28 protein-coding genes, 1 tRNA gene and 1 pseudogene are annotated in these 24,010 nt (G+C 43.2%); 28 read left to right on the plus strand and 2 right to left on the minus strand.

The features are described from left to right. Window positions 1–6: 6 nt before the first annotated feature. The 27 genes and pseudogenes from gmk (at window position 7) to HMPREF9124_RS05730 (ending at window position 20,912) form a co-directional block, all read left to right on the plus strand. Entirely contained in the window at window positions 7–645 is a 639-nt protein-coding gene (gene gmk / locus HMPREF9124_RS05605) for a guanylate kinase (RefSeq protein ID WP_009428597.1), read from the plus strand. Next, window positions 626–1,048, plus strand: a complete 423-nt coding sequence (gene rpoZ, locus HMPREF9124_RS05610; RefSeq protein ID WP_009429435.1) for a DNA-directed RNA polymerase subunit omega — start codon at window positions 626–628, stop codon at window positions 1,046–1,048. Before gmk ends, rpoZ begins: the two co-directional genes overlap by 20 nt. Then, complete coding sequence (gene rimO / locus HMPREF9124_RS05615) at window positions 1,048–2,319, plus strand: 30S ribosomal protein S12 methylthiotransferase RimO (RefSeq protein ID WP_009428014.1); 1,272 nt, start codon at window positions 1,048–1,050, stop codon at window positions 2,317–2,319. The genes rpoZ and rimO overlap by 1 nt, the downstream gene beginning before the upstream one ends. Then, entirely contained in the window at window positions 2,303–2,845 is a 543-nt protein-coding gene (gene pgsA / locus HMPREF9124_RS05620) for a CDP-diacylglycerol--glycerol-3-phosphate 3-phosphatidyltransferase (protein WP_009428639.1), read from the plus strand. The genes rimO and pgsA overlap by 17 nt, the downstream gene beginning before the upstream one ends. After that, window positions 2,845–3,363 (plus strand): CinA family protein, encoded by a 519-nt coding sequence (locus HMPREF9124_RS05625; RefSeq protein ID WP_009429024.1) that lies wholly within the window; start codon window positions 2,845–2,847, stop codon window positions 3,361–3,363. The genes pgsA and HMPREF9124_RS05625 overlap by 1 nt, the downstream gene beginning before the upstream one ends. Next, entirely contained in the window at window positions 3,363–3,653 is a 291-nt protein-coding gene (locus HMPREF9124_RS05630; protein WP_009429646.1) for a hypothetical protein, read from the plus strand. Before HMPREF9124_RS05625 ends, HMPREF9124_RS05630 begins: the two co-directional genes overlap by 1 nt. After that, window positions 3,638–3,904, plus strand: a complete 267-nt coding sequence (locus HMPREF9124_RS05635) for a hypothetical protein (RefSeq protein ID WP_009428464.1) — start codon at window positions 3,638–3,640, stop codon at window positions 3,902–3,904. The genes HMPREF9124_RS05630 and HMPREF9124_RS05635 overlap by 16 nt, the downstream gene beginning before the upstream one ends. After that, window positions 3,901–4,323 carry a hypothetical protein gene (locus tag HMPREF9124_RS05640; RefSeq protein ID WP_009429744.1) on the plus strand — a complete coding sequence of 141 codons (423 nt, stop codon included), beginning with the start codon at window positions 3,901–3,903 and terminating at the stop codon, window positions 4,321–4,323. Before HMPREF9124_RS05635 ends, HMPREF9124_RS05640 begins: the two co-directional genes overlap by 4 nt. Beyond that, window positions 4,313–4,837, plus strand: coding sequence for a GerW family sporulation protein (locus tag HMPREF9124_RS05645; protein ID WP_009428949.1), 525 nt, complete (start codon window positions 4,313–4,315; stop codon window positions 4,835–4,837). Before HMPREF9124_RS05640 ends, HMPREF9124_RS05645 begins: the two co-directional genes overlap by 11 nt. Before the next feature lie 152 nt (window positions 4,838–4,989). Next, window positions 4,990–5,193, plus strand: coding sequence for a 50S ribosomal protein L28 (gene rpmB / locus HMPREF9124_RS05650; RefSeq protein ID WP_009428400.1), 204 nt, complete (start codon window positions 4,990–4,992; stop codon window positions 5,191–5,193). Window positions 5,194–5,334: 141 nt separating this feature from the next. Continuing rightward, window positions 5,335–5,697 carry a GntR family transcriptional regulator gene (locus HMPREF9124_RS05655; protein ID WP_009428192.1) on the plus strand — a complete coding sequence of 121 codons (363 nt, stop codon included), beginning with the start codon at window positions 5,335–5,337 and terminating at the stop codon, window positions 5,695–5,697. After that, window positions 5,684–6,382: an ABC transporter ATP-binding protein gene (locus tag HMPREF9124_RS05660; RefSeq protein WP_009429489.1), complete on the plus strand. Its 699-nt coding sequence runs from the start codon at window positions 5,684–5,686 to the stop codon at window positions 6,380–6,382. The genes HMPREF9124_RS05655 and HMPREF9124_RS05660 overlap by 14 nt, the downstream gene beginning before the upstream one ends. Before the next feature lies 1 nt (window position 6,383). Continuing rightward, entirely contained in the window at window positions 6,384–7,139 is a 756-nt protein-coding gene (locus tag HMPREF9124_RS05665; RefSeq protein WP_009428744.1) for a hypothetical protein, read from the plus strand. Between the two features lie 146 nt (window positions 7,140–7,285). Continuing rightward, a complete protein-coding gene (locus HMPREF9124_RS05670; RefSeq protein ID WP_009428205.1) occupies window positions 7,286–7,645 on the plus strand; it encodes an Asp23/Gls24 family envelope stress response protein in 360 nt (119 codons plus the stop codon). Between the two features lie 16 nt (window positions 7,646–7,661). Further along, entirely contained in the window at window positions 7,662–9,341 is a 1,680-nt protein-coding gene (locus tag HMPREF9124_RS05675) for a DAK2 domain-containing protein (protein WP_009427879.1), read from the plus strand. Window positions 9,342–9,399: 58 nt separating this feature from the next. Beyond that, window positions 9,400–11,421 (plus strand): ATP-dependent DNA helicase RecG, encoded by a 2,022-nt coding sequence (locus tag HMPREF9124_RS05680; protein WP_009429285.1) that lies wholly within the window; start codon window positions 9,400–9,402, stop codon window positions 11,419–11,421. A 27-nt stretch (window positions 11,422–11,448) separates the two neighbouring features. Continuing rightward, a pseudogene (gene rsmD, locus HMPREF9124_RS05685) lies at window positions 11,449–12,014 on the plus strand (16S rRNA (guanine(966)-N(2))-methyltransferase RsmD). 38 nt (window positions 12,015–12,052) lie between these two features. Further along, window positions 12,053–12,532 carry a pantetheine-phosphate adenylyltransferase gene (coaD, locus tag HMPREF9124_RS05690; RefSeq protein WP_009428528.1) on the plus strand — a complete coding sequence of 160 codons (480 nt, stop codon included), beginning with the start codon at window positions 12,053–12,055 and terminating at the stop codon, window positions 12,530–12,532. Window positions 12,533–12,547: 15 nt separating this feature from the next. Next, a complete protein-coding gene (locus HMPREF9124_RS05695) occupies window positions 12,548–13,114 on the plus strand; it encodes an HrpE/YscL family type III secretion apparatus protein (RefSeq protein WP_009429617.1) in 567 nt (188 codons plus the stop codon). Window positions 13,115–13,329: 215 nt separating this feature from the next. Further along, window positions 13,330–13,403, plus strand: a tRNA-Pro gene (locus HMPREF9124_RS05700). Window positions 13,404–13,485: 82 nt separating this feature from the next. Further along, window positions 13,486–14,838 carry a sodium-dependent transporter gene (locus HMPREF9124_RS05705; RefSeq protein ID WP_036597658.1) on the plus strand — a complete coding sequence of 451 codons (1,353 nt, stop codon included), beginning with the start codon at window positions 13,486–13,488 and terminating at the stop codon, window positions 14,836–14,838. A 29-nt stretch (window positions 14,839–14,867) separates the two neighbouring features. After that, entirely contained in the window at window positions 14,868–15,902 is a 1,035-nt protein-coding gene (locus HMPREF9124_RS05710) for a deoxyguanosinetriphosphate triphosphohydrolase (protein WP_009429395.1), read from the plus strand. An 11-nt stretch (window positions 15,903–15,913) separates the two neighbouring features. Further along, entirely contained in the window at window positions 15,914–17,296 is a 1,383-nt protein-coding gene (gene dnaG / locus HMPREF9124_RS05715) for a DNA primase (protein ID WP_009427746.1), read from the plus strand. After that, window positions 17,293–17,649, plus strand: a complete 357-nt coding sequence (locus HMPREF9124_RS12255; RefSeq protein WP_242821560.1) for a hypothetical protein — start codon at window positions 17,293–17,295, stop codon at window positions 17,647–17,649. Before dnaG ends, HMPREF9124_RS12255 begins: the two co-directional genes overlap by 4 nt. 40 nt (window positions 17,650–17,689) lie before the next feature. Continuing rightward, window positions 17,690–18,352, plus strand: coding sequence for a tRNA (adenine(22)-N(1))-methyltransferase (locus tag HMPREF9124_RS05720; protein WP_009429199.1), 663 nt, complete (start codon window positions 17,690–17,692; stop codon window positions 18,350–18,352). Continuing rightward, the gene (locus tag HMPREF9124_RS05725; protein WP_009428858.1) at window positions 18,352–19,140 is read left to right on the plus strand and encodes a Nif3-like dinuclear metal center hexameric protein; all 789 of its coding nucleotides are present in this window, start codon (window positions 18,352–18,354) and stop codon (window positions 19,138–19,140) included. The genes HMPREF9124_RS05720 and HMPREF9124_RS05725 overlap by 1 nt, the downstream gene beginning before the upstream one ends. A gap of 116 nt (window positions 19,141–19,256) precedes the next feature. Continuing rightward, window positions 19,257–20,912 carry a nucleoside kinase gene (locus HMPREF9124_RS05730; RefSeq protein ID WP_009428187.1) on the plus strand — a complete coding sequence of 552 codons (1,656 nt, stop codon included), beginning with the start codon at window positions 19,257–19,259 and terminating at the stop codon, window positions 20,910–20,912. A gap of 215 nt (window positions 20,913–21,127) precedes the next feature. Here the strand turns inward: HMPREF9124_RS05730 and HMPREF9124_RS05735 are convergent, their stop codons facing one another. After that, a complete protein-coding gene (locus HMPREF9124_RS05735) occupies window positions 21,128–22,276 on the minus strand; it encodes an ATP-binding protein (protein WP_009428066.1) in 1,149 nt (382 codons plus the stop codon). A 288-nt stretch (window positions 22,277–22,564) separates the two neighbouring features. Here HMPREF9124_RS05735 and HMPREF9124_RS05740 point away from each other — a divergent pair, with 288 nt between their 5' ends. Continuing rightward, complete coding sequence (locus HMPREF9124_RS05740; RefSeq protein ID WP_242821561.1) at window positions 22,565–22,708, plus strand: hypothetical protein; 144 nt, start codon at window positions 22,565–22,567, stop codon at window positions 22,706–22,708. 40 nt (window positions 22,709–22,748) lie between these two features. Here the strand turns inward: HMPREF9124_RS05740 and HMPREF9124_RS05745 are convergent, their stop codons facing one another. After that, window positions 22,749–24,008, minus strand: a complete 1,260-nt coding sequence (locus tag HMPREF9124_RS05745; protein WP_009428077.1) for a chloride channel protein — start codon at window positions 24,006–24,008, stop codon at window positions 22,749–22,751. Between the last annotated feature and the right edge of the window lie 2 nt (window positions 24,009–24,010).

Below are 24,010 nucleotides of genomic sequence, written 5' to 3' on the forward strand. Positions count from 1 at the left end.
GGAAAGATGGAGAAAGGGATGTTGGTTGTGGTTTCCGGTTTTTCGGGTGCGGGAAAAGGAACCATTATGAAACGTATTACGGAGAAGTATGATAATTATGCCTTGTCTATTTCGGCTACTACAAGAAGTCCGAGAGAGGGGGAAGAAGAGGGAAAATCCTATTTTTTCGTGAGTAAAGCGCGTTTTGAAGAAATGATAGACAAGGACGAGCTGGTTGAGTACGCGAAGTATGTGGACAACTATTACGGAACACCCAGAAAATTTGTGGAAGACTGTTTGAATCGGGGAAAAGACGTTATATTGGAGATTGAAATTCAAGGCGCTCTAAAGATTAAGAAGAAATATCCGGGAAGTCTTCTGATTTTTATGACACCGCCTTCGGCAGAGGAGCTTCGCAGCAGACTGATCGGCAGAAATACGGAAGATGAAGCGACTGTCAACAAACGTCTGAGCCGAGCCATTGTTGAGTCGGAAGGGGTCGAAGCTTACGATTACATCTTGGTGAATGCGGATATTGACACTTGTACCGAAAAACTGCATAATCTAATTCGTGCGTCTCATGACCGGGTAGAAGCGCACTTGGATTTGATTGAAAAAATCAGAAAGGATTTAAGGAGGATAGAAGATGCTACGTCCAACATATAATGACTTAATAGATTCTATGAACAAGAATAGAGAAGAGGGAGAATTGGAAGTGCAGTCTCGCTATTCCGTTGTCATTGCCAGCGCAAAAAGAGCCAGACAGATTATTGACGGGGACGCGCCGCTTGTAAAGGCGGAGGAGGGTAGAAAGCCTCTTTCCGTTGCCATTGAAGAGATTTCCAAGAATCTGGTTAATGTAGAGAAAGGCTTGGATTACGAAGAAGAGCCGATACAGCATTCTCATGAAACGGAAGACTTTTCACGCTATGCCTTAGATGAAGATTTGGACGAGGAAGACGAGGAAGAGGACGATCCGGAGGCAGAGGAAGAAGAGTATATCGACGAGGAAGATGAGGAAGAAGACGACTATTCCGACGGAGATTATCCATCAGACGGTGAAGAATAATGAAGCTGTATTTGGAAAGCCTCGGTTGTGATAAAAACAGAGTGGATTCGGAGAAGCTCTTATCGGAACTTTTGGAAAAATATGAGGGCTCTGAGGTAACTTTGGATCCGTCTGAAGCGGATATTGCAATTGTGAATACCTGCTCGTTTATCGGACCGGCCAAAGAAGAAAGCATAAATACCATATTGGATTTAGCGGAGTATAAGAAAAGCGGAAGACTTAAGAAACTGATTGTTGCCGGCTGCCTTGTGGAACGATATAAGGATGAAATACGGAAGGAACTTCCCGAAATAGATGAGATTGCCTCGGTAAAAGACTACGTACGTCGTCTCGATTCGCAGATGAAGAGAGTAGAGAGCGGAGAACGTTATACCCGCTATTTAAAGATTGCTGAAGGCTGCGATAAGTACTGCAGTTATTGTATTATTCCCCGCCTTAGGGGGCATTTTCGTTCCATTCCTATGGATGCGGTTTTGGAAGAAGCAAGAGAACTTGTGGAAGACGGTGCGAAAGAACTGATTTTGGTGGCACAGGAGACGACTCTTTACGGAACCGATCTTTACGGGAAAAAGAGCCTGCATCTTTTGCTTCATGCTCTTTCCGAGATAGAAGGATTGGTCTGGATTCGAGTTTTGTATTGCTATCCGGAGGAAATAGAACTTCCGCTCATGGAAGAGCTTCGTGATAATCCGAAAGTCTGTCATTATTTGGATTTGCCGATTCAGCATTCTTCCGATAGGCTTTTGAAAGCCATGAACCGGAAAACGCGGAGAGAAGAGTTAAAGGAAAAGATAGCGCTTCTTCGGAGAGAAATTCCCGATATTTGCCTACGAACAACTTTGATTACCGGCTTTCCCGGAGAGACGGAAGAGGATTTTCAAGATGTCCTTTCCTTCATTACGGAAGAACGTTTCGACAGGCTGGGCGTCTTCCCATACTCTCAAGAGGAAGGAACCCCTGCGGCAAGTATGGAGAATCAGATTCCGGAAAGTGTGAAGAACAAGAGACTTTCCCGTATTATGGAATTGCAGCAGGAAATTGCGTTCCAAAAGGCTGAGGAACAAAGGGGCAGAATTTTAAAGGCCCTTATTACGGGCTATGACGAGGAGGAAGGCAGAGTTATTCTTCGATCGTATATGGATAGTCCGGAGATTGACAGCTTTATCTTCGTAAAAGGACCGGAGAGAGTCAGCGGAGAGTTTGTCCAAGTGAAAGTAGTGGATACGGAAGGCTATGATTTAATAGGAGAGTATTGTGAATCTTCCCAATAAATTGACCGTTTTAAGGGCGTTGATGGTCCCTGTGTTTGTATTTTTTATCTTGTATCCGGCGGAACAGGAAATGCTATTCCGTCTGGTTGCGTTGTTCTTGTTTTGTACAGCCTCTTTTACAGACTATCTGGACGGACATATCGCAAGAAAAAGAAATCTGGTTACTAATTTCGGTAAATTTATGGACCCCTTGGCGGATAAATTACTGGTTTGTTCCGCATTAATCTGTATGATTCCTTTATCGAGGCTTCCGGCATGGTACGTAATCATTCTCATTTCCAGAGAATTTATCATTTCCGGTTTTCGCCTGATTGCCGTGGAGCAAAATGTGGTAATAGCCGCATCCTATTTCGGTAAGCTGAAGACAGTCAGCCAGATGGTGATGATTATTCTCCTCATTTTACAGCTTCCTGCCTTACATTTTGTCAATTTGCTTTTTATTTATCTGTCTTTAATTTTAACTATTGTTTCACTTATTGATTATTTATATAAAAATCGGAAAGTGCTGCAAGAAGGAGGCTTTTAATGGGAGAGAAGAAAAAGGAGAAGGAGCTTCATTACCCTATTGATGCTACTCTTGAAGAGCAGGTGGTGTTTCTTTTGAAAAACTCGAAGAAAACAATCACTACGGCTGAGAGTATTACCGGAGGGCTGGTTTCTGCCGCCATCACCTCGGTGGAAGGAGCTTCGGACTGTTTTAAGGTTGGATATGTAACTTATTCCAATAAATCGAAGCGAAAATTGCTTTCCGTGAAAAAGGAGCTATTGCGAAAGGAAGGCGCGGTATCGGCCTCTACCGCAAAAGAAATGGCGATTGGCGCCATGATGGAGTCCGAGGCGGATTTAGCCGTTGCGCTCACCGGAAATGCCGGTCCTGGCGCGTTGGAAGAGAAAGAGGTAGGTTTAGTCTATATTGCTGTTTGCGCAGGAGGAAAAACCAAGGTTCTGGAGTTCCATTTTACGGGAAACAGAAAAGAAGTTCGGGAACAGGCCTGTAATGCGGCTTTGCAAATGGTCAGAACCTATCTTACGGAAAAGAAATAATGCGTTTGTCTAAGGATTTATGCTTCGGGAATAGAGCCCAAAAATATATTCCCTATCTCATGGAAAATTTGAGAGAAGGGCATATTGTGCCCATGGCTTATCTGGTATATAGCGGATACGGAAGCAACTTATTCGAGTTCTATCCTTCTTCCATGCTGAAAATGAAAAACTTTCCCAGAATAGAGGATGAGATTCTCGGAATAGCCTACGGATATAAGGATGCGCTTCAATTGGTATCGATGATGAGTCTTAAGAAGCTGAGAGGAGAGGAGAAATGCTCATCGCTTTAACGATTCTCAAATATCTCTTATGGATTCTTCTTTTTTTGCTTCTGCTTCTTCTCTTCCTTCTGTTTTTTCTTTTATTTGTCCCCTTTCGTTACAAATTGGACGGGAAGAAGGAGAGGGAGGAAGAGCATCCGAAAGGGGAGTTCTCCCTGCGTTTTCCTCTCATGCATTTTCAGGCAAGCTATCAAGAGGAAAAACTAAGTTACTCCGGAAAGATTCTTTTCTTCACGATTTTTGAGGGAGGAAAAGAATGAAGGAAATAATCGGAAAAGGGAAGAAGATTTTTCGGGAGAAACTGAGAAGCTTCAAAGAAGTTCTTGAGACCGTCAAAGAGCTTAGCAAGGAAGAATCAAGGGAGATGATAGCCCTGGTTTTACGCGAAACGCTCCGCTTTTTAAAGACCTGTCGAATTCGAAAGGCGAAAGGAGAGCTCTATTTTGCAATAGAAGATCCTTATACTATGGGGCAGGTTTTAGAAGGTCTGACGCTCTTTTATCCGCTTGTGCAGGATAAAATCAGACTTGTTCCGGAGTTCGGAGACAGTTATTATTATGGAAAGATTCGTATAGAGGGAAGAATACGGTTGATTCATTTGCTGATTCTGTTGGTTCGCCTTTTAAAAAATAAACAGTTCCGAAAATTAGTCCTCAAGGGAGGGAAGCATGGCAAATAACAATACAAAAGAGCTTATTCAAGAACTATTTCAAGGGATGGACGGCTTTGTGCAATCCAAAACCGTTGTCGGAGAGCCGATTAAGCTGGGAGATACTGTTCTCATTCCTCTTATGGAGCTTAGCTGCGGAATGGCAAGCGGTGCTTTTGTTAAAGAAAATAACAAAAAAGGAGACGGCGGCGCCGGGGCTATGAATTCGAAGATCAGTCCTGTTGCAATGCTTGTGATTCAAAATGGAAGAACAAAGCTGATTCGGGTGAAAAATGAAGATGCTATTTCCAAGATTATAGACATGATTCCGGAGGCTATCGATAAAATCACCGGAGGAAGCAGGGTCAGTGAGTCTGCAGAAGAGAAGGGGCAGGAGGCCTTAGACTCTATGGTTCAAGCTGAAAAAAAGCAGAAAAAGGAAGATAAGAAGTATACGGTTCTTTCTGCCGGAGAGAGTGGCGATATTTATGCCGATTCCGCCGAGGATGTAATCGATATAGATTTGAGTGATTTTGAAGAGTAAAAAGCGATTATTCCGGAAAAGTTGAATGATAGAAAGTTGATGCAGAGTTCTCGTTTGGATTTTAAATTTCTGCTTGCAATCTAAAATCATTTTTGCTATAGTACTATAGTCGCTGTGAAGCAGTGGATTTTTTAAAAGAGGGAGGTGCAATCATGGCTAAGTGTGCTATTTGTGAGAAGGCAGTACATTTCGGAAATCAAGTAAGCCATTCACATAGAAGATCGAACAAGATGTGGAAAGCAAATGTGAAGTCAGTTAGAGTGAAGGTAGATGGCGGTACAAAGAAGATGTACGTCTGTACTTCCTGCCTGCGTTCCGGTAAAGTTGAGCGTGCTGTTGCAGGCGCTGCGGAATAAGAAAAGTTTGAAAAGATATTGTCGAAAGGCAATATCTTTTTTATGCCTTGACAGACTTATTATATTAGTGTACTATTCTGCTAGTGCACTAATACAGAATCATTCCATGTGATTTTTAGCTCAGTTAAGAAAGGAGGCAAAATGCAATACAATCCTTCTCTTCCAATCTACTTACAGGTGGAAGCGGATATTATTAAGGATATGTTAAACGGAAAGCTCTCTTCGGGAGAAAGGCTGCCTTCAGGAAGAGACCTGGCTGTAAAGTATAAAATCAATCCCAATACCGCATCACGTGTCTATCAGGAATTGGAACTGAAGGGGCTTTGCTTCACAAAGAGAGGAATGGGGACTTTTGTTACCGAAGATGAGAGAAGATTAAAGACGGAAAGAGAAAGGCGTGCAAAGGAATATACGAAAGAATATGTTGTGCGGATGAAGGATCTTTCCATTTCAAGAGAGCTTATTCAGGAATATGTAAAGGAGGAAATTGATGCTTCAGTCTAAAAAGCTAAGTAAGAAATATAATGGAAAAATCGCCCTGGATCATGTCGATGTGGAGCTTTTGGATGGCAAAATTTATGCCTTACTGGGCCCAAACGGTTCCGGAAAAACCACATTCATGAAGATTCTTTCCAGTCTGACAAGGGAGAGCGAAGGGGAGGTTACTTTAGACGGAGAAGCCCTTTCCATGAAAAGTAGAGCACTTGTTGCCTACCTTCCTACGGAGTCTCATGCGTATCCGTTTATGACGGTGGGAGAGTTTGGAGAGTATTATAAGAAGTTTTTTACGGATTTTCAGGAGACGAGATATACGGAGTGGATCCGGAGAATGGAGATTCCCTTTAAGACTCCGTTTAAGGTTCTGTCTTCCGGAATGGATAAAAAGGTGCGGGTGGCGGCCACTCTTTCCCGGGATGCCAAGCTTCTTATTTTGGATGAACCCTTTAACGGTGTGGATCTTTTGGCCAGAGAAGAAATTGTGAAAATGATTCTTGAAGTGATGGCAGAGGACAAAATCATCCTGCTTTCCAGTCATCTGGTGGAGGAAGTGGAATCCTATGTGAATACGGCCCTGTTTTTTAGTGAGGGAAGGCTGATTGCAAAGGAAGATGTGGAAGAGTTAAGAAGCAGTAGAGGTATGGCTTTAACCGATCGCTACAGAGAATTATTCGGAAAGGTGGGAGATTGATATGTGGACTTTGATTCGATATGAAATGAGAAAAACGATGCAGATTAAAATTATTTCCGTTTCCCTGATTGCCATTTTTGAATTTCTACTGCTCTTTGGAAGCACAAGCGGAAATATTGCCGTTATGGGACTTGCGGGGGTATTTCTTTTCTTTTTCAGCTTTGTGGCATTTCTGCTTTTTGGCCTTTCCAGTATGGCGAGCCTAAGCAAAGACTTAAGTACCAACCAGGGCTATATGTTGTTTATGCTTCCCAAACCGAGCTATACCTTTCTTCTCGCTAAGATATTGGAAAGCTTACTCAGTACATTTTGTCTCAGCCTATTGCTGTACTTTCTGTTTCTCTTTGATATCTTTTTCTTCAGTGTGGATGTCGCCAGTTTTATGGATGTTTTTAAGATGGTATGGGGACTTACCATGGAAAGCAGACTGGGAGACTTTATCCACTTTATGATTTCCATCGCCTTGATTTATGCAGGATTTTGGCTGTATATGTCATGCCTGGCCGTTCTTTGTGTTACGGTACAGGCCAGTTTCTTCAGGGGGAAAATCTTGGCTTTCCTTATTTCAATCATTGTATTTTTGTTCCTGGCGGTCAACATTGTGGAGTGGTGCGCGACTCTTTCGGAGAAGATAGTGGATTTGGTCGGCTTGGACAGCCAAATGAATTCTCCTCTGCAGATTCTTTTCTTGACTTTGGTGTCTCTTCTTTGCTTCGGTCTTTCCGCCTATATACTGGAAAAGAAGAGAAATTATTAATCCCTTTTCATCTATGGAAAAATAGAGTATACTAAGAAAGAATTCTCGAACTATCGAGAATTCTTTTTCTTTTAGCTTAGTATTGCTTTGTATACATGCTTAAAAACAGAATTCTTTTTTGTTTATTAAGAATTGGAGGACAGACTATGAAAGGAAAAATTCCGTCGCATTTTGGAGAGGTTGAAATTTCCGAGAGAGTCATTGCCGAGTATGCCGGGAATTCTGCGGTTTCCTGCTTTGGAATCGTGGGAATGGCCGCGGTGCCCATGAGCGGAAAAGGCCTTGCCCGTTTACTTAGGAAAGAGAGTTATCATAAGGGAATAGACGTAAGGATTAAAGAAAATAAAATCAGTCTGGATTTTCATGTCATTGTAGCTTACGGTGTCAGCATCAAGGCAGTTGCGGAAAATCTCATGGAAAGTGTTGAGTATCGCATTTCCCAGTTTACAGGTATGGAAGTGGACCGTATCAATGTGTACGTAGAAGGCGTACGCATTATTGATTGATAGGAGGGAAGGCCCTGTGAGTAAGGTGCTTAGTGTAAAAGAGTTAAAAAAGGCATTTCTAGCGGGTGCAAATCAGTTAAATGCTAAAAAAGATCTGATTAATGAGTTAAATGTATTCCCCGTACCGGACGGGGATACGGGAACCAATATGACGATGACCATCCTATCTGCAGCCAGAGAAGTGGACAGTGTGGAGGACAAAAATTTAAAGGATATTTTGAAGGCTATGTCCGGTGGGGCCTTAAGGGGGGCCAGAGGTAATTCCGGCGTTATCTTGTCCCAGCTGATTCGCGGTTTTACCAAAGAACTTTCGGAAAGCGGAGAGATGGATGCCTTATCCCTTGCAAAGGCATTCCAAAGAGCCGTGGAGACTGCTTACAAGGCTGTGATGAAGCCGAAGGAAGGAACCATACTGACCGTTGCAAAAGGAATGGCGGACAAGATTATGGAGCTTTCTCTGACAGAGGAAGAAATCCTTCCCTTGTTTGAAAAGGTTTATGCACATGGAGAAGAAGTTTTAGAGCATACGCCGGAGCTTCTTCCGGTACTTAAGGAAGCCGGAGTAGTGGATTCCGGCGGAGCAGGCCTTATGGCAGTCATGGAAGGAGCGCTTCGCTCTTTGCGGGGAGAGAAGATTGTCCTGGATCTGGAACTGAAGGAGAGTGGAGCAGTATCCGCTCTGGTAGGGGAAAGAAAGAACAGAGGGGAGATTTCCACTGCGGACATTCGCTTCGGTTATTGTACGGAGTTTATGGTTAACGGAGACCATGCCTTTACGGACGATGAGGTGGATGCACTTCGTACTTATTTGAACGGAATAGGGGATTCCATCGTATGCTTTTCCGATGAAGAATTGATTAAGGTACATGTTCATACCAATCATCCGGGAGATGCTTTTGAAAAAGGTTTATCGATGGGCTATCTTTCCAAGATGAAGGTGGACAATATGCGCCTGGAGCATCACGAGCTTTTGATTGAAGATGCGTCCCGCATTGCTGCGATGGAGAAGCTGGACGAGGAGCAGGTTAAGCCTGCGGAGAGAAAGACTTTCGGTTTTGTTGCGGTTTGCTCCGGAGACGGCTTGGAAAATATTTTCCGGGATCTTGGCGTCGATCAGGTGGTTTCCGGCGGACAAAGCATGAATCCTTCTACGGAAGATTTGATGCAGGCGGTGGAAAAGATTAATGCGGAACATATTTTCATTTTGCCCAATAATAAAAACATTATTCTTGCTGCCGAGCAGGTAGGTAGCATCTTGTCGGAACAGTCTTTGGCGGTAATTCCGACTAAGACGATTCCCCAGGGAATTTCTGCGATACTTTCTTTCCAGGAGGAAGAAGATTTCGAGAAAAATAAAGAAGCTATGACGGAAAGTCTTTCCTATATTCATTCCGGAGAAATAACCTATGCAGTAAGAGATACTTCGATTGACGGCAGAGAGATTCATTCCGGAGACATTTTGTTCTTGGGAGATCAGGGGCTTCTTTCTGCAGCAAAGGATATATCCTCTGCAGTGAAAGAATCGATTCCCAAGATGGGAGAGGGCGAGATTTTGACCCTTTACTACGGAGAGGAAGTAAAGGAGGAAGATGCGGAAGCATTGGTTTCGGAAATTCAAAACGAACATCCGGAGTTGGAAGTGGAGTTGCATCGCGGCGGACAGGCTGTCTATTACTATATTGTATCTTTGGAGTAAGACTGCAGACGCTCTGCCTGAGAGAAAAGAGGACTTTCTATAGGAAAAGGATGTAAGCATGCTACAGGATGCCATAGAAAGAGTTAAGGGAGTGGGGGAGAAAACCGCCACTCTCTTTCATAAAGAGGGGATTTTTACAAAGGAAGACCTGATTCTCGGTTTTCCAATCAGTTATAGAGAATATCCGGCCCCCGTCTTAATCCAACAGGCAAGAGATAAGGAGTGGATGGCCTTTTCGGGAGTCTTAAAGGAAGATTTCAGGGGAAATTCGGGGAATGCGAAGGGCTTTCTCTTTGCCAAAGTTTTCGATCAGAGCGGGGAGATGATTCTACAGTACTTTCATGCTCCCTATATCCGCAAAGTTCTAAAAAAAGGGATGCAATTTGTCTTCTTCGGACAGGTCAGGGAGTTCAAGGGGAAGCTGTATCTTCAGCAGCCGAAATATTTTTCTCCGGAGGAGTATCGGGAAAAACAGAGCTGTCTGGAATCGATATACTCGGGGACAAAAGGAATGAAAAGCTATGTTCGGAGGAAGGCGATAGCGGAGATTTTCAAAGAAGACTTCCCTTATCCGGATTTGTTTTCCGAAGAAGACTTGGAAAGGCTTTCGCTTCGGAATAAAAAAGAAAGCTTACGGCTTCTTCATTTTCCACGAAATTTCAAGGAGAGAGAAGAAGGGAGGAGACGATTTGCCTTTGAGGAACTCTTTTTTTACTCTTTGTATCTGGAGAAGGAAGAAAAAGAGTATAAGAAAGTAAAAGAGACGGTTCTTTATCAGGAGGGAGAAGAGGAAGACTTTCAATCTTATTTTCCTTTTGCTCTCACGAATTCACAAAAAAACTGTATTACAGAAATGAATCGGGAACTTTTGGAGAAAAAAAGGATTTTTCGTTTTGTGGAGGGAGATGTAGGATCCGGAAAGACGGTAATTGCTCTTTATTTACTGTACTTAACGATGAAGCGCAAAAAACAAGTCGCTTTTATGGCGCCTACCGAGATTCTGGCAAGACAGCACTATGAAAATGCTCTAAAACTTTTTCCGAATGGAATAGCCTTACTGCTTGGCAGTACAAGTCCCAAGGAAAAAAAGAGGATTTATAAGGACATCGCGGAAGGAAAGATACTGGGAGTCTTCGGGACACAATCTTTAATTCAGGAACTTGTTCACTTCCAAGACCTGGAGAGTATTATTATTGATGAACAGCATCGCTTTGGCGTGAAAGAAAGAAGGAAGCTGGAAGAAAAAGGAAAATTTCCGCATGCGCTCTTTCTTTCCGCGACACCTATTCCGAGAAGTCTTGCAAAGTTATTATACGGCAGTTTACCGCTTTCCGTTTTGCAGGAAAAACCGGCAGACAGACTTCCCATAAAGAATGCCTTGATTCATAAGGAAGAGCAAGGAAAGGCGTTCTCCTTTATCTTGGAAGAAATTCAAAAAGGCAGACAGGCTTATGTCATTTGTCCGATGATAGAAGAAAATGAGAACTTGGAAGTAGAGTCGGTTCTTTCTTATGAAAAGCTGCTAAGGAAATTCTTTCCGGAAAATGTGCGGATTTCCGTATTACACGGAAAGATGAAGGCTGAGCAAAAAGAGGAAGTGATGGAGGCTTTTAAGGAAGGAAGGACACAAATTTTGCTATCTACCACAGTTGTGGAAGTCGGCGTAGATGTAGGAAATGCAACGGTTATGCTGATTGAGAATGCGGAGCGCTTCGGCCTTGCCCAGCTACACCAGCTGCGCGGAAGAGTGGGACGGTCTGCTTTACAGAGTTATTGTATCTTTTTGGATCGAAAGGATGATGAAAAGTCGAGAGAACGTCTGGAAATTATCAAGAACAGTAATGACGGATTCAGCATTTCAAAAGAGGATTTGCGACTGAGGGGACCCGGTGATCTTTTCTTTGGGGAAAGACAATCCGGAGACTTGCAATTTCATATGGCGGATCCGATTCTGGATGAAGCTCTTTTTCGGGATGCAAGACTTGAAGCGGAGAGAATATTGAAGCAGGATCCAAATTTGGAAAGGCATGAAAAACTGCACAATGCTTTTATGAGAATGCTTGAGGCGGATTGTCCCTAGTTTTTATAACGGATAAGGAGAGTATAGATGAGAGTGATTGCCGGAACAGCAAGAAGAATGAACTTAAAAACGCCGGAGGGTCTGGATACACGTCCTACACAGGATAGAATCAAGGAAACCTTATTCAATATCATTCAATTTGATCTTACGAATAAGGATGTACTGGATCTTTTTGCCGGAAGCGGGGCACTTGGGATAGAAGCCCTTTCCAGAGGAGCTGCCAGGGCCGTTTTCTGTGATTCTGCCAGACAGGCAATCCTTTGCATTGAAGAAAATCTGCAAAAAACGCATTTTAAAGAGCAGAGCCTGGTCCTTTCCGGAGATTATAACGGAGCGATTAACAGTCTGATGCGAAAGGACTATCATTTTGGACTTGTATTTATGGATCCTCCTTATGGTCGAGAACTTGCGGAAAAAGCTTTGATCCGTTTAAAGGATAAGGCTTTTGTGAGTCAAGATACTCTTTTTGTTGTGGAGGCGGGTCTACAGGAAGACTTTTCCGGAATGGAAGAGGAAGGATACAGTATTTTAAGGGAAAAATTTACAAAACCAATAAACATGTTTTTCTTCGTTTAAAGGGTGAAATAGGATAAATACAAGCAGTTTAATAGAGGAAAGTAGAGGAGGGAAAATGAAGATAGCGATTTATCCCGGTTCCTTTGATCCGGTAACTTTCGGGCATCTGGATGTCATTGCCAGAAGTGCAAAAATGGTAGATAAATTAATTATTGCCGTTTTGCTAAACAAAAATAAGTCGGCGTTGTTTTCCATGGAGGACCGTGTTAGAATGATTAGCGAATATGTCAAAGATGTGCCGAATGTGGAGGTGCATTCTTTTAGCGGACTGACTGTGGATTATGCCAAGAAGGTAGGAGCTACGATGATTGTACGTGGTCTCCGTGCGGTATCGGACTTTGAGTATGAACTGCAGCTGGCACAGACGAATAAGGTGATTGCCGAGGAAATTGATACCTTGTTTCTGGCAACGAATCTGAAGTATTCTTATCTGAGTTCCAGCATCGTAAAAGAGATTGCATCTTATAACGGTGACATTTCGGCTTTTGTACCCAAGATGGTAGAGACAGCCATGAAAGAAAAATACGGATTTTAAGTAGGCGGAGGGAATATGAGCAGAATAGAGCAATTGATTGGGGAAATTGAAGAGTACATTGACAGCTGTAAGTTTCAGCCCTTGTCTAATAGTAAGATTATCGTGAATAAAGAAGAGATGGAAGAACTTCTGGTGGAGTTACGGTTAAGAGTTCCGGAAGAAATTAAGAAATATCAGAAGATTATTTCTCAACAGGATGCGATTTTGTCCGATGCCAAGGTGCAGGCGGAGTCTATGTTAAGTGATGCGAAAGCACAGACGGAAGAAATGGTTTCCGACAGTGAAATTATGCAGCAGGCTTATGCAAAGGCCAATGCGTTGGTACAGGATGCACAGAACCAGGCGGACAGCATTGTGAACAATGCCGTAGCGGATGCAGATCAAATTCGATCCAATGCCATCCGGTATACGGATGAAATGCTCGCAAGCTTGGAAACGATTATTTCCCGTTCTTTGGAGAATGCCAGCCTTCATCTGAATGAGTTAAAGTCTTCTCTGGGAGATTCCAAGAGTATTGTACAGTCCAATCGAGAAGCTCTTGCAAAGGCAATTCCACAGAATAAGCCTGCAGAGCAGAACTAAGGCTCGGAAAGAACTTAGCGCCCGGATTTGCGGAAAGCTTGAAAATTTTTGTAGATTTATTTCTGTATGACATTGACAGAAGAGCAGAGAAAGATTATAATCCTTCACTAGCGGCTTGTGAGGTAAAAGACATGATTCGCTAGTGTAGGAACTTTAAGGATGAACCGGGATTCATTTTTGGAGGAAAGAATAGATTTTAAGAATCTATCAGATAGCGATGCGTGGCTCAGCTTGGTAGAGCGCTGCGTTCGGGACGCAGAGGTCGCTGGTTCGAATCCAGTCGCATCGACTTCGAAAAGCAGGAGGTGTATGACATCTCCTGCTTTTTCGCTATAGTTAGGATGCTTGTTTGTAGAGGGGAAAGTAAGGATATGGGAAGAGAAAATTTTAAGTCAAGAATCGGTTTTATCCTGGTCAGTGCCGGCTGTGCCATCGGTATCGGAAACGTCTGGAAGTTTCCTTATTTGGTCGGACAGAATGGAGGCGGCATTTTTGTACTCTTTTATCTGCTTTTTCTTTTAACTATGGGGCTTCCCATTCTTACCATGGAACTTGCGGTAGGAAGAGCCAGCAGAAAATCTGTGGTACAGGCATATAAAAAGTTGGAGCCGGAAGGCACAAAGTGGCATATTCACGGCTATGTTTGTATTTTCGGTTGCTATCTCTTGATGATGTACTACACAACGGTATCCGGTTGGATGCTCTCTTATTTTTTCAAATTTCTTTTTAACAGCTTTGGAAACATTGAACAGAGTCAAGTAGAAGGGATTTTTACTACGATGCTCAGTCGTCCTGAAGAAATGACACTTTGTATGGGAATCACGGTTATCGGCGGTTTTATGATTTGCTCCTTAGGCTTACAGAAGGGCCTCGAGAAGGTAACTACCGTTATGATGAGTGCCTTATTTATCCTTATAGTACTCCTTGCCGTACATAGTCTTCTTTTACCCGGTGCCATGGAAGGCGCGAAGTTCTACCTTCTTCCGAATGTGGAAAAGGTAAAGGAAATCGGATTGTATCATGTCATTTCCTCTGCAATGAATCAGGCATTTTTCACCTTATCTCTCGGTGTTGCGGCAATGGAGATTTTCGGCTCCTATATGTCTGATGACTATACCTTGGTCAGTGAAGGGGTGAAGATTTGTGCCTTGGATACCTTTGTGGCGATTATTTCGGGACTCATTATTTTCCCGGCATGCTTCAGCTTCGGTGTGGAGCCGAATGCCGGCCCGCCCCTTATTTTCTTTACCTTACCGAAGGTTTTCATGCATATGCAGTTCGGTAGAGTTTGGGGAGCTCTTTTCTTCCTGTTTATGACTTTTGCAAGCTTCTCCACGGTGATTGCCGTTTTTGAAAATCTGATTTCCACCAGTATGGACAATTTTCATTGGGACAGAAAAAAAGCGGTCATTGTGAACTGCATTTTTATTTTTGTAATGAGCATTCCTTGTATTTTAGGGTATAATTTATGGCAGGATTTAAAGCTTATCGGTGGAAGGGATGTACTGGATTCGGAAGATTTTATTGTAAGTAATCTGATTCTCCCTATCGGATCCCTCATTTATCTTCTTTTCTGTGTGAGTAAGTGGGGCTTCGGTTTTGACCGGTACATTGAAGAATGTAATAAGGGAGAAGGCATCAAGATGTCCAAGGCTTTAAAGCCGTATTTCGTGGTTGTATTACCGATTTTGATTCTGATTTTGCTGCTGCAAGGATTGCGTTAATCGTCTTTCGGAGACGGGATAGGAGTCTTATGACGATACGGGAAGAAATGGAGGAACTGGAGAAGAGGACACTTTCCCCTTATGCTTTTTTAAGCATGAATTCTTTGGGGAGGGATTATCCGGAGGAGGAAGACGATATTCGTACCATTTTCCAAAGAGACCGGGATAGAATTCTGCATTCGAAGGCCTTTCGTCGCCTGAAGCATAAGACACAGGTCTTTATTCAACCGGAGGGGGACCACTATAGAACGAGACTCACGCATACCCTGGAGGTAAGTCAGATTGCAAGGAGTATAGCTAAGGCCCTGCGCCTAAATGAGGACTTAACGGAGGCAATTGCACTCGGACATGACCTTGGACATACGCCTTACGGACATGCGGGAGAAAGAGCCTTGAATCAGATTTGTTCCTTTGGATTTTCCCATGTGGAACAGAGTGTCCGTGTCGTAGAAGTGCTGGAAAAAAATGGAAAGGGTTTAAATTTATCGAAGGAAGTGCGGGACGGAATCCTGAATCACAGAAGTTCGGGGCATCCGAAGACTTTGGAAGCGCAGGCCGTGCGACTGTCCGATAAGATTGCTTACTTGAATCATGATGTGGATGACAGTATAAGAGGCGGAATTATTACGGAGGAAGATCTACCGGAAGAGTTTCGCTCCGTTCTCGGAAGGAGTGTAAAAGAAAGGATTGATACTCTGATTCGTTCCGTCATCTTTTCCTCTATCGGAAAAGACAGTTTAAGAATGGATCCCGTAGTGGGTGAGGCCATGCAGGGACTGAGGAAGTGGATGTTCAGTCATGTTTACAAGAAAAGTGAAGCCAAGGAAGAAGAATGGAAGGTGGAAGGCATGCTTCGTCTTCTCTTTACATTCTATATGGAGCATCCGGAGACTTTGACGGAGGAATATCGTTTCCTCTTTGAGAAGAGCTTGGAAGACAAGAGTGTTTCGGAAAAAGAGCATTTAGAGAGAGTCGTTTGTGACTATATTTCCGGCATGACGGATGAATATTGCAATCATAAATTTATGGAGTATTACGTGCCGAAGGCCTGGGCTAAAGACTAAAAGGAGCTTTCATGTACTACGGAGAGGACATTGTCGAGGAAGTTCGTCAAAAAACGGATATTGTGGACCTGGTAGGGCAATATGTTAACCTGAAGAAAAAGGGATCGAGCTATTTCGGTCTCTGTCCTTTTCATGGGGAAAAAACCGCTTCCTTTTCGGTTTCTCCCGGAAAACAGATTTTTTATTGCTTCGGTTGCGGAAAAGCCGGAGACAGTATTCGTTTTCTGATGGAATATGAAAACCTAAGCTTTGTGGAAGCTCTGGAGGAGCTTGCAGAGCGCGCCAATGTCACGCTTCCGAAGGAGGAAAAAAGAGACAAGGGAGAGGAAGACCTTCGTTATAAAATATTGGAAATTAATAAGCAGGCGGCACTCTTTTATGTGAAGCAGCTCAGGAGTGAAAAGGGAAAACTCGGACTGGCTTATTGTGCAAAGCGAAAGCTCAGCGGAGAAAGTATCACGCATTTCGGCTTGGGTTATGCCGGGAAGGAAAGAGATAGCCTTTATCAATATTGTAAGTCTTTAGGCTTTAAGGACCAAGTTTTACAGGAGTCGGGTTTATTTAGCTTTAAGGAAGCCGGAGTTTATGATAAGTTTTTCAACCGACTTATGTTCCCGATTATGGATTTACACAATAGGGTTATCGGCTTTGGAGGGAGAGTTATGGGGGACGGAGAGCCCAAGTATTTAAATTCTCCGGAAACCAAACTTTTTGATAAATCAAGAAATCTCTTTGCACTTAACTTTTCGAGGAAATCCCGTTCCGATTTTTTTATCCTATGTGAAGGCTATATGGATGTGATTTCTCTTCATCAATGGGGATTTCCGGAGGCGGTAGCGGCTCTTGGGACAGCTTTTACGGAACAGCAGGCGGATCTCATGAAACGTTTCCATTCGCTTGTTTATCTCTGTTTTGACAGTGACGGAGCAGGGAAAAAGGCCTGTAAACGTGCTATTTCCATTCTGCGGGAAAAGAACTTGGAGGGAAAGGTAATAAACCTTTTACCCTATAAGGATCCGGATGAGTTTTTGAAGGCGGAAGGAAAAGAAGCTTTTGAAAAACGAATGGAAGAAGCAAAAAATGCCTTTCTCTGGGAAGTGGAAGAGAAGAAAAAGGAATTTGACCTCCATGACCCTGCAGGAATGCAGAAATATATGGAGAGTATTGCGGAGCTTTTAAGGACGAATTTTCAGGATCCCGTTGAAAGGGAAAATTACCTGAAGGCGGTTGCCAGAGAGCAGATGTTAAAGGCGGAAAATCTGCAGCATCTTGTGGATAGAGGGGAAGAAAAAACGCAGCTGGAGTTTGGTCTTAAAAAAGCTTCCGGGGGAAAGGAAAAAAGAGAGAAGAAAAATGGAATTCCCCGCTGGAGGAGGAGTTTCTTTCCGTTTTGATGCAGAGAAATGAATTTCTTGCCATCGCGCGACAATATGTAGAGGAAGAAGATTTTCAAGGTAATTTTGCTAAGGAAGTGTACAGAAAACTTTTATCCGGTACGGATGCAAAGCTGATTTTAGATAGCTATAGGAATGAAGAGGAGAAATATCAAAAACTCGCAAAACTCTATCATGGAGACTTGTATCATATGGATTTGGAGCGGGACGAGGAGAAAAAGCTCTTGTCGGACTACATCCGTCAGCTGAAATTGCAGAAAATCGAAGCAAAAATCAGGGAAGTGACGGATGCGGAAGGCCTTTCCCTCTGCTTTAAAGAACGGGATAAGTGGGAGCATTTTGTTTTCGGGTAAAGAATAGGACAGAATAACACAGTTTTTTGGGGGAGGAGCCTTGAGTAAAAGAATAGAAAGACTGGTGGAATTATTTCCCGGAGCGACTTCCGTGGCGGATATAGGCTGTGACCATGGCTATAGCTCGATTCTTCTTGCAAAGAAAGGGAAGGCGGAGAAGATTATAGCCTGTGATATTGGGGAATCTCCCTTGGAAAGTGCCAGAAATAATATTCGAAAAGAGGGGCTTACGAATAAGATTCAGTGTCGTTTGGGAAATGGTTTAGAGCCCTTGAAACCCTTTGAAGTGGAGGCTTTACTGATTTCCGGCATGGGCGGTCCTCTGATCACGGAAATTGTGGAGAAGAGAATAGAAGAGTTTTCTCTGGCCGTATTTTCTCCGCAATCCGACTTTTCCAATTTTCGTCGATTTCTTGCGGAGAAAATGGAAGTTTTAAAAGAAGAGTATCTGGAAGAAGGCGGGAAATTTTATCGTCTTTTTCTTGCGGGAAAGAAAGAAAAAAAGGCGGAAACAGCGGCAAGAAGTTATGTGGAATGGGAATACGGTTGGATTCCTTTACAGCAAAAAGATCCCGTGTTAAAAGCTTTGCTGGAAAAAGAAAAGAGGCAGTATGGGGAAATACTGGAGAAAAGGCAAGTGGAGGAAGTCCGGAACAAGCTTGCCGTGATAGAAGAGGCTTTGGGATTTTATAGGGAGAAATAATGATGGATAGAGAACAATTCATTCGTTTTTTGGAGGACTTTGCCCCGAAAAATCTTGCCGAGGATTGGGATAATGTAGGATTTCTTCTTGGGAAGAGAGAAGGAGAATTAAAACGGGTCTATATTTGCCTGGATGTGGACGCCTACTCGGTGGATGCTGCGATAGAGGAGGGATGTGACTTTATTCTAAGTCACCATCCTTTTATCTTTAAGGGAATGAAGTCTGTGACAGGAGAAAATGTTTCCGGAAAGAAAGTTCTTTCTTTAATCGAAAATAGGATTTCCGTTTTTTCCATGCATACGAACTTTGACAGTGTAGAAAAGGGAATGGCGGACCTCCTTGCCGAGATTCTGGGATGGCGGAAGGAGGGAGTTATGGAAGAGGTCTCTGTGAGTCCTTCCGGAAAGACGGAGGGAATCGGCTTTTTTACCCATTTAGACAAAGCATTGTCCTGCAAAGAATTGGCAGAGTATGTCAAAGAAAAATGCAAGCTTCCCTACATAGAGTATTTTGACGGCGGAAGAAAAATTCGAAAGCTTGCGGTTTGCCCCGGATCCGGAAGAAGCTTTCTTTCTACTTTACCCGTGGATGTAGACGCCTATATTAGTGGCGATTTCGGACATCATGATGCCATTGACAGTATGGAAAAGGGACTTAGCTTAATTAATGCAGGGCATTACGGACTGGAGCATTTCTTTGTGCCTTATATGCAGAGCTTAATTTGTCGACAATTCCCAGAGATAGAGATTGTTCAGGAGAAAACCCGTTTTCCGGGAAAGATACTTTAATGCTGCCCGGAAAATGAGCGGATATTTAGCATGGGAACAGCAGGAAATCGCTTTTACTGTAGGAAATATCAGGGAGGATAAGAGACAATCGAAGGAGTACGAAAGGAGAATACAGTATGCTTGTAACAGCAAAGGGAAAAACCGTTGAAATAGAAAAGGGGAGTCGCTTCCAAGATTTAGTGCCTTTTTTTCAGGAGCAGGAAGAGTATCCTCTTCTTTTGGCAAAGGTCGGAAGTCGTATTTTTGAACTGCATAAGAAGGTTCCGGAGGAAGATTTTACCGTAGAGTGGATTACCATTCGGGACCGGATTGGAATGCAAAGCTATCAGCGATCCGCTGTTTTTATGCTGTTAAAAGCGTTTTTCCATCACTGCAAGGGTGTTCTGGGCTTTAATGTCACAATAGATTATACTTTGGGAGGGGGCTTTTACGGCTATCTTTCCGGAGGGGTCAAAATTACGACAGACTTGCTCTCCAAGGTTAAGGCTACCATGGAGGAGTATGTTAAGGCGGAGATGCCGATTATGAAACGCAATATTTCTACAGGAGAAGCCAGGAAGCTGTTTCATGATCTAGGAATGACTTCCAAGGAGGAGCTTTTCCGTTTCCGTATGACCAGCCGCGTCAATATTTATTCTCTGGGGAATTTTCAGGATTATTTCTACGGCTACATGCTGTTGAATACCGCTTATGTGACCAAATTCGATTTATTCCCTTATGGAGACGGCTTTATCTTACTTCTGCCAAAAGAGGATAATCCCGGTGAACTGTCCGAGTTTCATCCGATGAATAAGCTGTATGAAGTACAGAAAACATCCTCCAACTGGGCTAAGGAGGTAGGAATTAAAAATATCGGCGAGTTAAACCGTAAGATTGTATCAGGGGATCCGGACTCTTTGATTCTCATGCAGGAGGCATTCTTTGAAAAACAAATCGGCAATATGGCGATGGAAATTGCCAAAAAGAATAAGCGATTGGTGTTGATTGCAGGACCTTCTTCTTCCGGAAAAACCAGCTTTGCCAAGCGTCTCGGCATTCAGCTTTCCGCATTGGGAAAGAAGCCGCATGCTATTTCCGTAGACAATTATTTTGTAGGAAGAGATCAGACTCCGAGAGATGAAGAAGGAAATTACGATTTTGAATCTATCCTGAATGTGGATTTACCTCTTTTCAACAAGGATATGAGGGCGCTTCTTTCGGGTGAGCGAGTAGAGCTTCCGAGGTTTAATTTTCTTACCGGAAAAAGAGAATATAAGGGTGATTTCCTAAGCTTGGGTGCGGATGACATTCTGGTCATTGAAGGAATTCATTGTTTAAACGATAAGATGTCCGAATCGCTTCCCGAGGACAGTAAGTATCGCATTTATATTTCCGCACTTACACCGATTAACATTGATGAGCATAACCGGATTCCGACAACCGATGTAAGACTTTTGCGCCGTATGGTACGAGACAATCGCACCCGCGGATATTCAGCGGAAAATACAATTTCGATGTGGAAGAGCGTAAGAAGAGGAGAGGATCAAAACATCTTCCCTTACCAGGAAAAGGCGGATGTCATGGTAAACTCCGCACTGATTTATGAACTTCCCGTTCTAAAAATTTTTGCAGAGCCGCTTTTATTTCAGATTGAAGAAGATAGCCCCTGTTACCAAGAGGCAAAGCGTCTGCTGAAATTCCTGGATTATGTTTTGGCCTTAAGCCCCGAGTCGATTCCGCATAATTCCATTTTAAGAGAATTCATCGGCGGCTCTTGCCTGCATGTAGGATAAAATCTGTATAAAGAGTCTGTGAAAAAATCAAAATAATAAAGTAATTTTTGCAATATAGGTCTGAATGCGGGGTAGTCTGAGCCCGTCGGTACTTGCGAAAAACAAGAGAAACGCAGTTTTTCGCTTAGTATCCGTTACGTGGCGAAGCTAGCGAGAGCGTGCCCAAGTTCAGACCTATATTGCTTAGAAAATTATTTTGATTTTTTACAGCCCCTTCATTCTTCATTGTACCATTCCAGAAAGGAGTGCTTTACCCCTTTGTCCTTTAAACCCAAGATGGTTTGCTTGGAGACATTTTCCGTGGAACGGAATATATTTTTCTCGATAAAAGGATTCGTTTTTTTCAGCTCGGCAATCAATTTCTTTGTTTCCAGACGTTTGGAACTTGTGGTTCCGTCCGTATGGCAGGTGGAGCAGGTTTCCGTAAACTTGCAGGCACATTGAATAAAGTTCAATTTATTGTAATCTCGCCAATGCTTGATATCGTCTTCTCGAACATAATATAGGGGGCGAATCAGTTCCATGCCCGGAAAATTGGTGGAGTGGAGTTTCGGCATCATGGCCTGGAACTGTCCACTGTAAAGCATCCCCATGAGAACTGTTTCAATAACATCATCAAAATGGTGCCCCAGAGCAATTTTATTGCAGCCCAATTCTTTTGCCTTGGAATAGAGGTGTCCTCGTCTCATTCTTGCGCAAACATAGCAGGGCGAAGATTCAATTTCAAAAACGGACTCAAAGATATCGCTTTCAAAAAAATGCAGGGGAATCCCAAGCAACTTCGCATTCCCCTCAATGATTTTTCGGTTGTATTCGTTGTATCCCGGATCCATGCACAGAAACTGTATTGTAAAGGGAAATTTATTATGTCTCTTCAGCTCTTGGAAGAGCTTGGCCATAATCATCGAGTCCTTTCCGCCGGAAATACAGAGACAGAGATTGTCCCCTTCCTGAATCAGCTCAAAATCGTTGATAGCTTTAGCAAAGGGGGTAAAAATGGATTTTTTGAATATTTTTCGCAGGCTTTTTTCAATCTCCTCCCGTCGTTCCTCTTCGGAAGCATACTTGATTTTCATGAGGATATACTGTCCGTAGCCGCCGCTTAAATTGGCTACCCGATGGCCTTTTTCCAAAAGCCTTTCTCCAAGTTCTCGAGAAATGGTGCCGTATTTACAGTAGAGCAAATAGGCCTTGGACGGATCCAAAATTGTATCATCCCGTAGTAAATCCGAAATGGCTATCCATTTGGCGTTGTCGATATGCCCGAGCTGATACTCCGCTTCATCACGAAGATCAATCGGGATATAATTTTTATATTCTTCTTTTTCCCACTCTTCCGGGGATATTTCTCTTAAGTTTGTCATAGAATTTCCTTGTTACGGTCTTGATTGCTTCGAATTAGACCCTGCATAGAAAAAAATTTTTCCAAACAGCAGGAACTATTTTCAAAACAGAAAAATTGCAAACGAAGACAGTATAGCATACTTCGGGGATTCTATAAAAACATATTGCAGAATGTCTCGGGCTTCGTTATTCTAAGAGAACAAAAATCGTGTAAAAGGAAAGGAAAAAGCTATGAATCCGATGGAAATGATGCAATTTGCAAAGGAACTGGATAATTTCAAAAAAACCACCCGAAGGTGGCTAAGTTTTTGGCAATCGAGTTTGGAAAAGGACTTCCGGAGGGGAGTATCCTGGAATTGAAAATCACAAGGCCGGGACAAGAGGAAAAAGTTAGCAATATGCGGATTCTTCCGGAGGATCAAAACTTTCTGAGCAAACTCATGCGGTCTTAAATTGCTAAGCGAAATTTTTTTTGCTAAGAATTTTATTCTTCTAGTGCGCCAACTCGTTAATTTCTTTCTCTTCGGTCTTGGAGAACAGAATCTTCTGTGTGTGATATAGACCATAGTTTCCGGAGCAAAGATAGCTGACTGCTATCGCCAGAATAAAATAGGATGAAGCCTGAAATCCGAAAAGCTCGAAGCAAATGAGTAGAGTGGCAAGCGGACAGTTCGTTACGCTGCAAAAGACGGAAGCCATGCCGAGTGCGGCACAGAGTCCGGGATCCAGCGGTAAAAATAGTTGTAAAGCATTCCCCAAGGTGGCACCGATAAAGAGGGAGGGCACAATTTCTCCTCCCTGATAGCCGCCGCCCAGGGATATGGAAGTAAACAGGATTTTCAGAAGAAAAGCAAAGAAAAAGACTTTGTAGCCTGAATCCGTAATGGTTTTTACAATGATATCCATGCCGGTTCCGTTATAGTCGGTGCTTCCGACAAGGAGAGTGCCTATAATCAAAATCAGTCCGCAGACAAAGATGCGAAAATAGCTATTCTTAAAGTATTTTGTAAAAAGAGCCTTTGCCTTATGGGCTGAGAGCACAAAGAGAACACTGACCATGGAGGCCAGGATAGCTAAAAGAATGGTAGCCAGTGCTGACTTCCAATCTATCTCGGAAACGAGACTTAAATGAAGCTCCGGTTCAATCACGTGTACGACTTTTTCGGCAAAAAAATTGGCTACCAGGGCGGAGACGGTACAGGGAAGAAGTGCTGTGTAATACATATGTCCTACAGTACAAATCTCCATTGCCAAAACGGAGGCGGCAAGCGGTGTTCCGAAGAGGCCTGAAAAGGCGGCACTCATGCCGCACATCATAATTCTGCGTCTGTCTTTTTCTTTGAGGCGGAGAACCTTTCCGATTATGGATCCCATGGAGGAGCCAAGCTGTAATGCAGCTCCTTCACGTCCTACCGAAGCACCGAAAAGGTGTGAGAGAATGGTTGCCAAAATAATGAGGGGAGCCATATAGGATGGGAGATTTTCTCCGTTTTGTATGGATTCCAAAACCAAGTTGGTCCCCTTTGGTTCTTTCACGGAACAAAGCCGATAGGAAAAAACAATCAGAATCCCGGCGAACGGGAGGAGGCCGATCAGCAAGGGGTGAAGACTTCTGATTTGGCTGACAATCTGAATTCCCTTTGCAAAGTAAGCGGCAACCGATCCCACAATGCCTCCCGTGAGTCCCCCGATGATAACCCACTTTATGCCGTTTCCATAGGTCAGTATGAGTCTCTTTTCCAGGTCTTTCATGC

The organism is Oribacterium sp. oral taxon 108 str. F0425 (assembly GCF_000214455.1).
Taxonomy (GTDB): Bacteria; Bacillota; Clostridia; order Lachnospirales; family Lachnospiraceae; genus Oribacterium; species Oribacterium asaccharolyticum.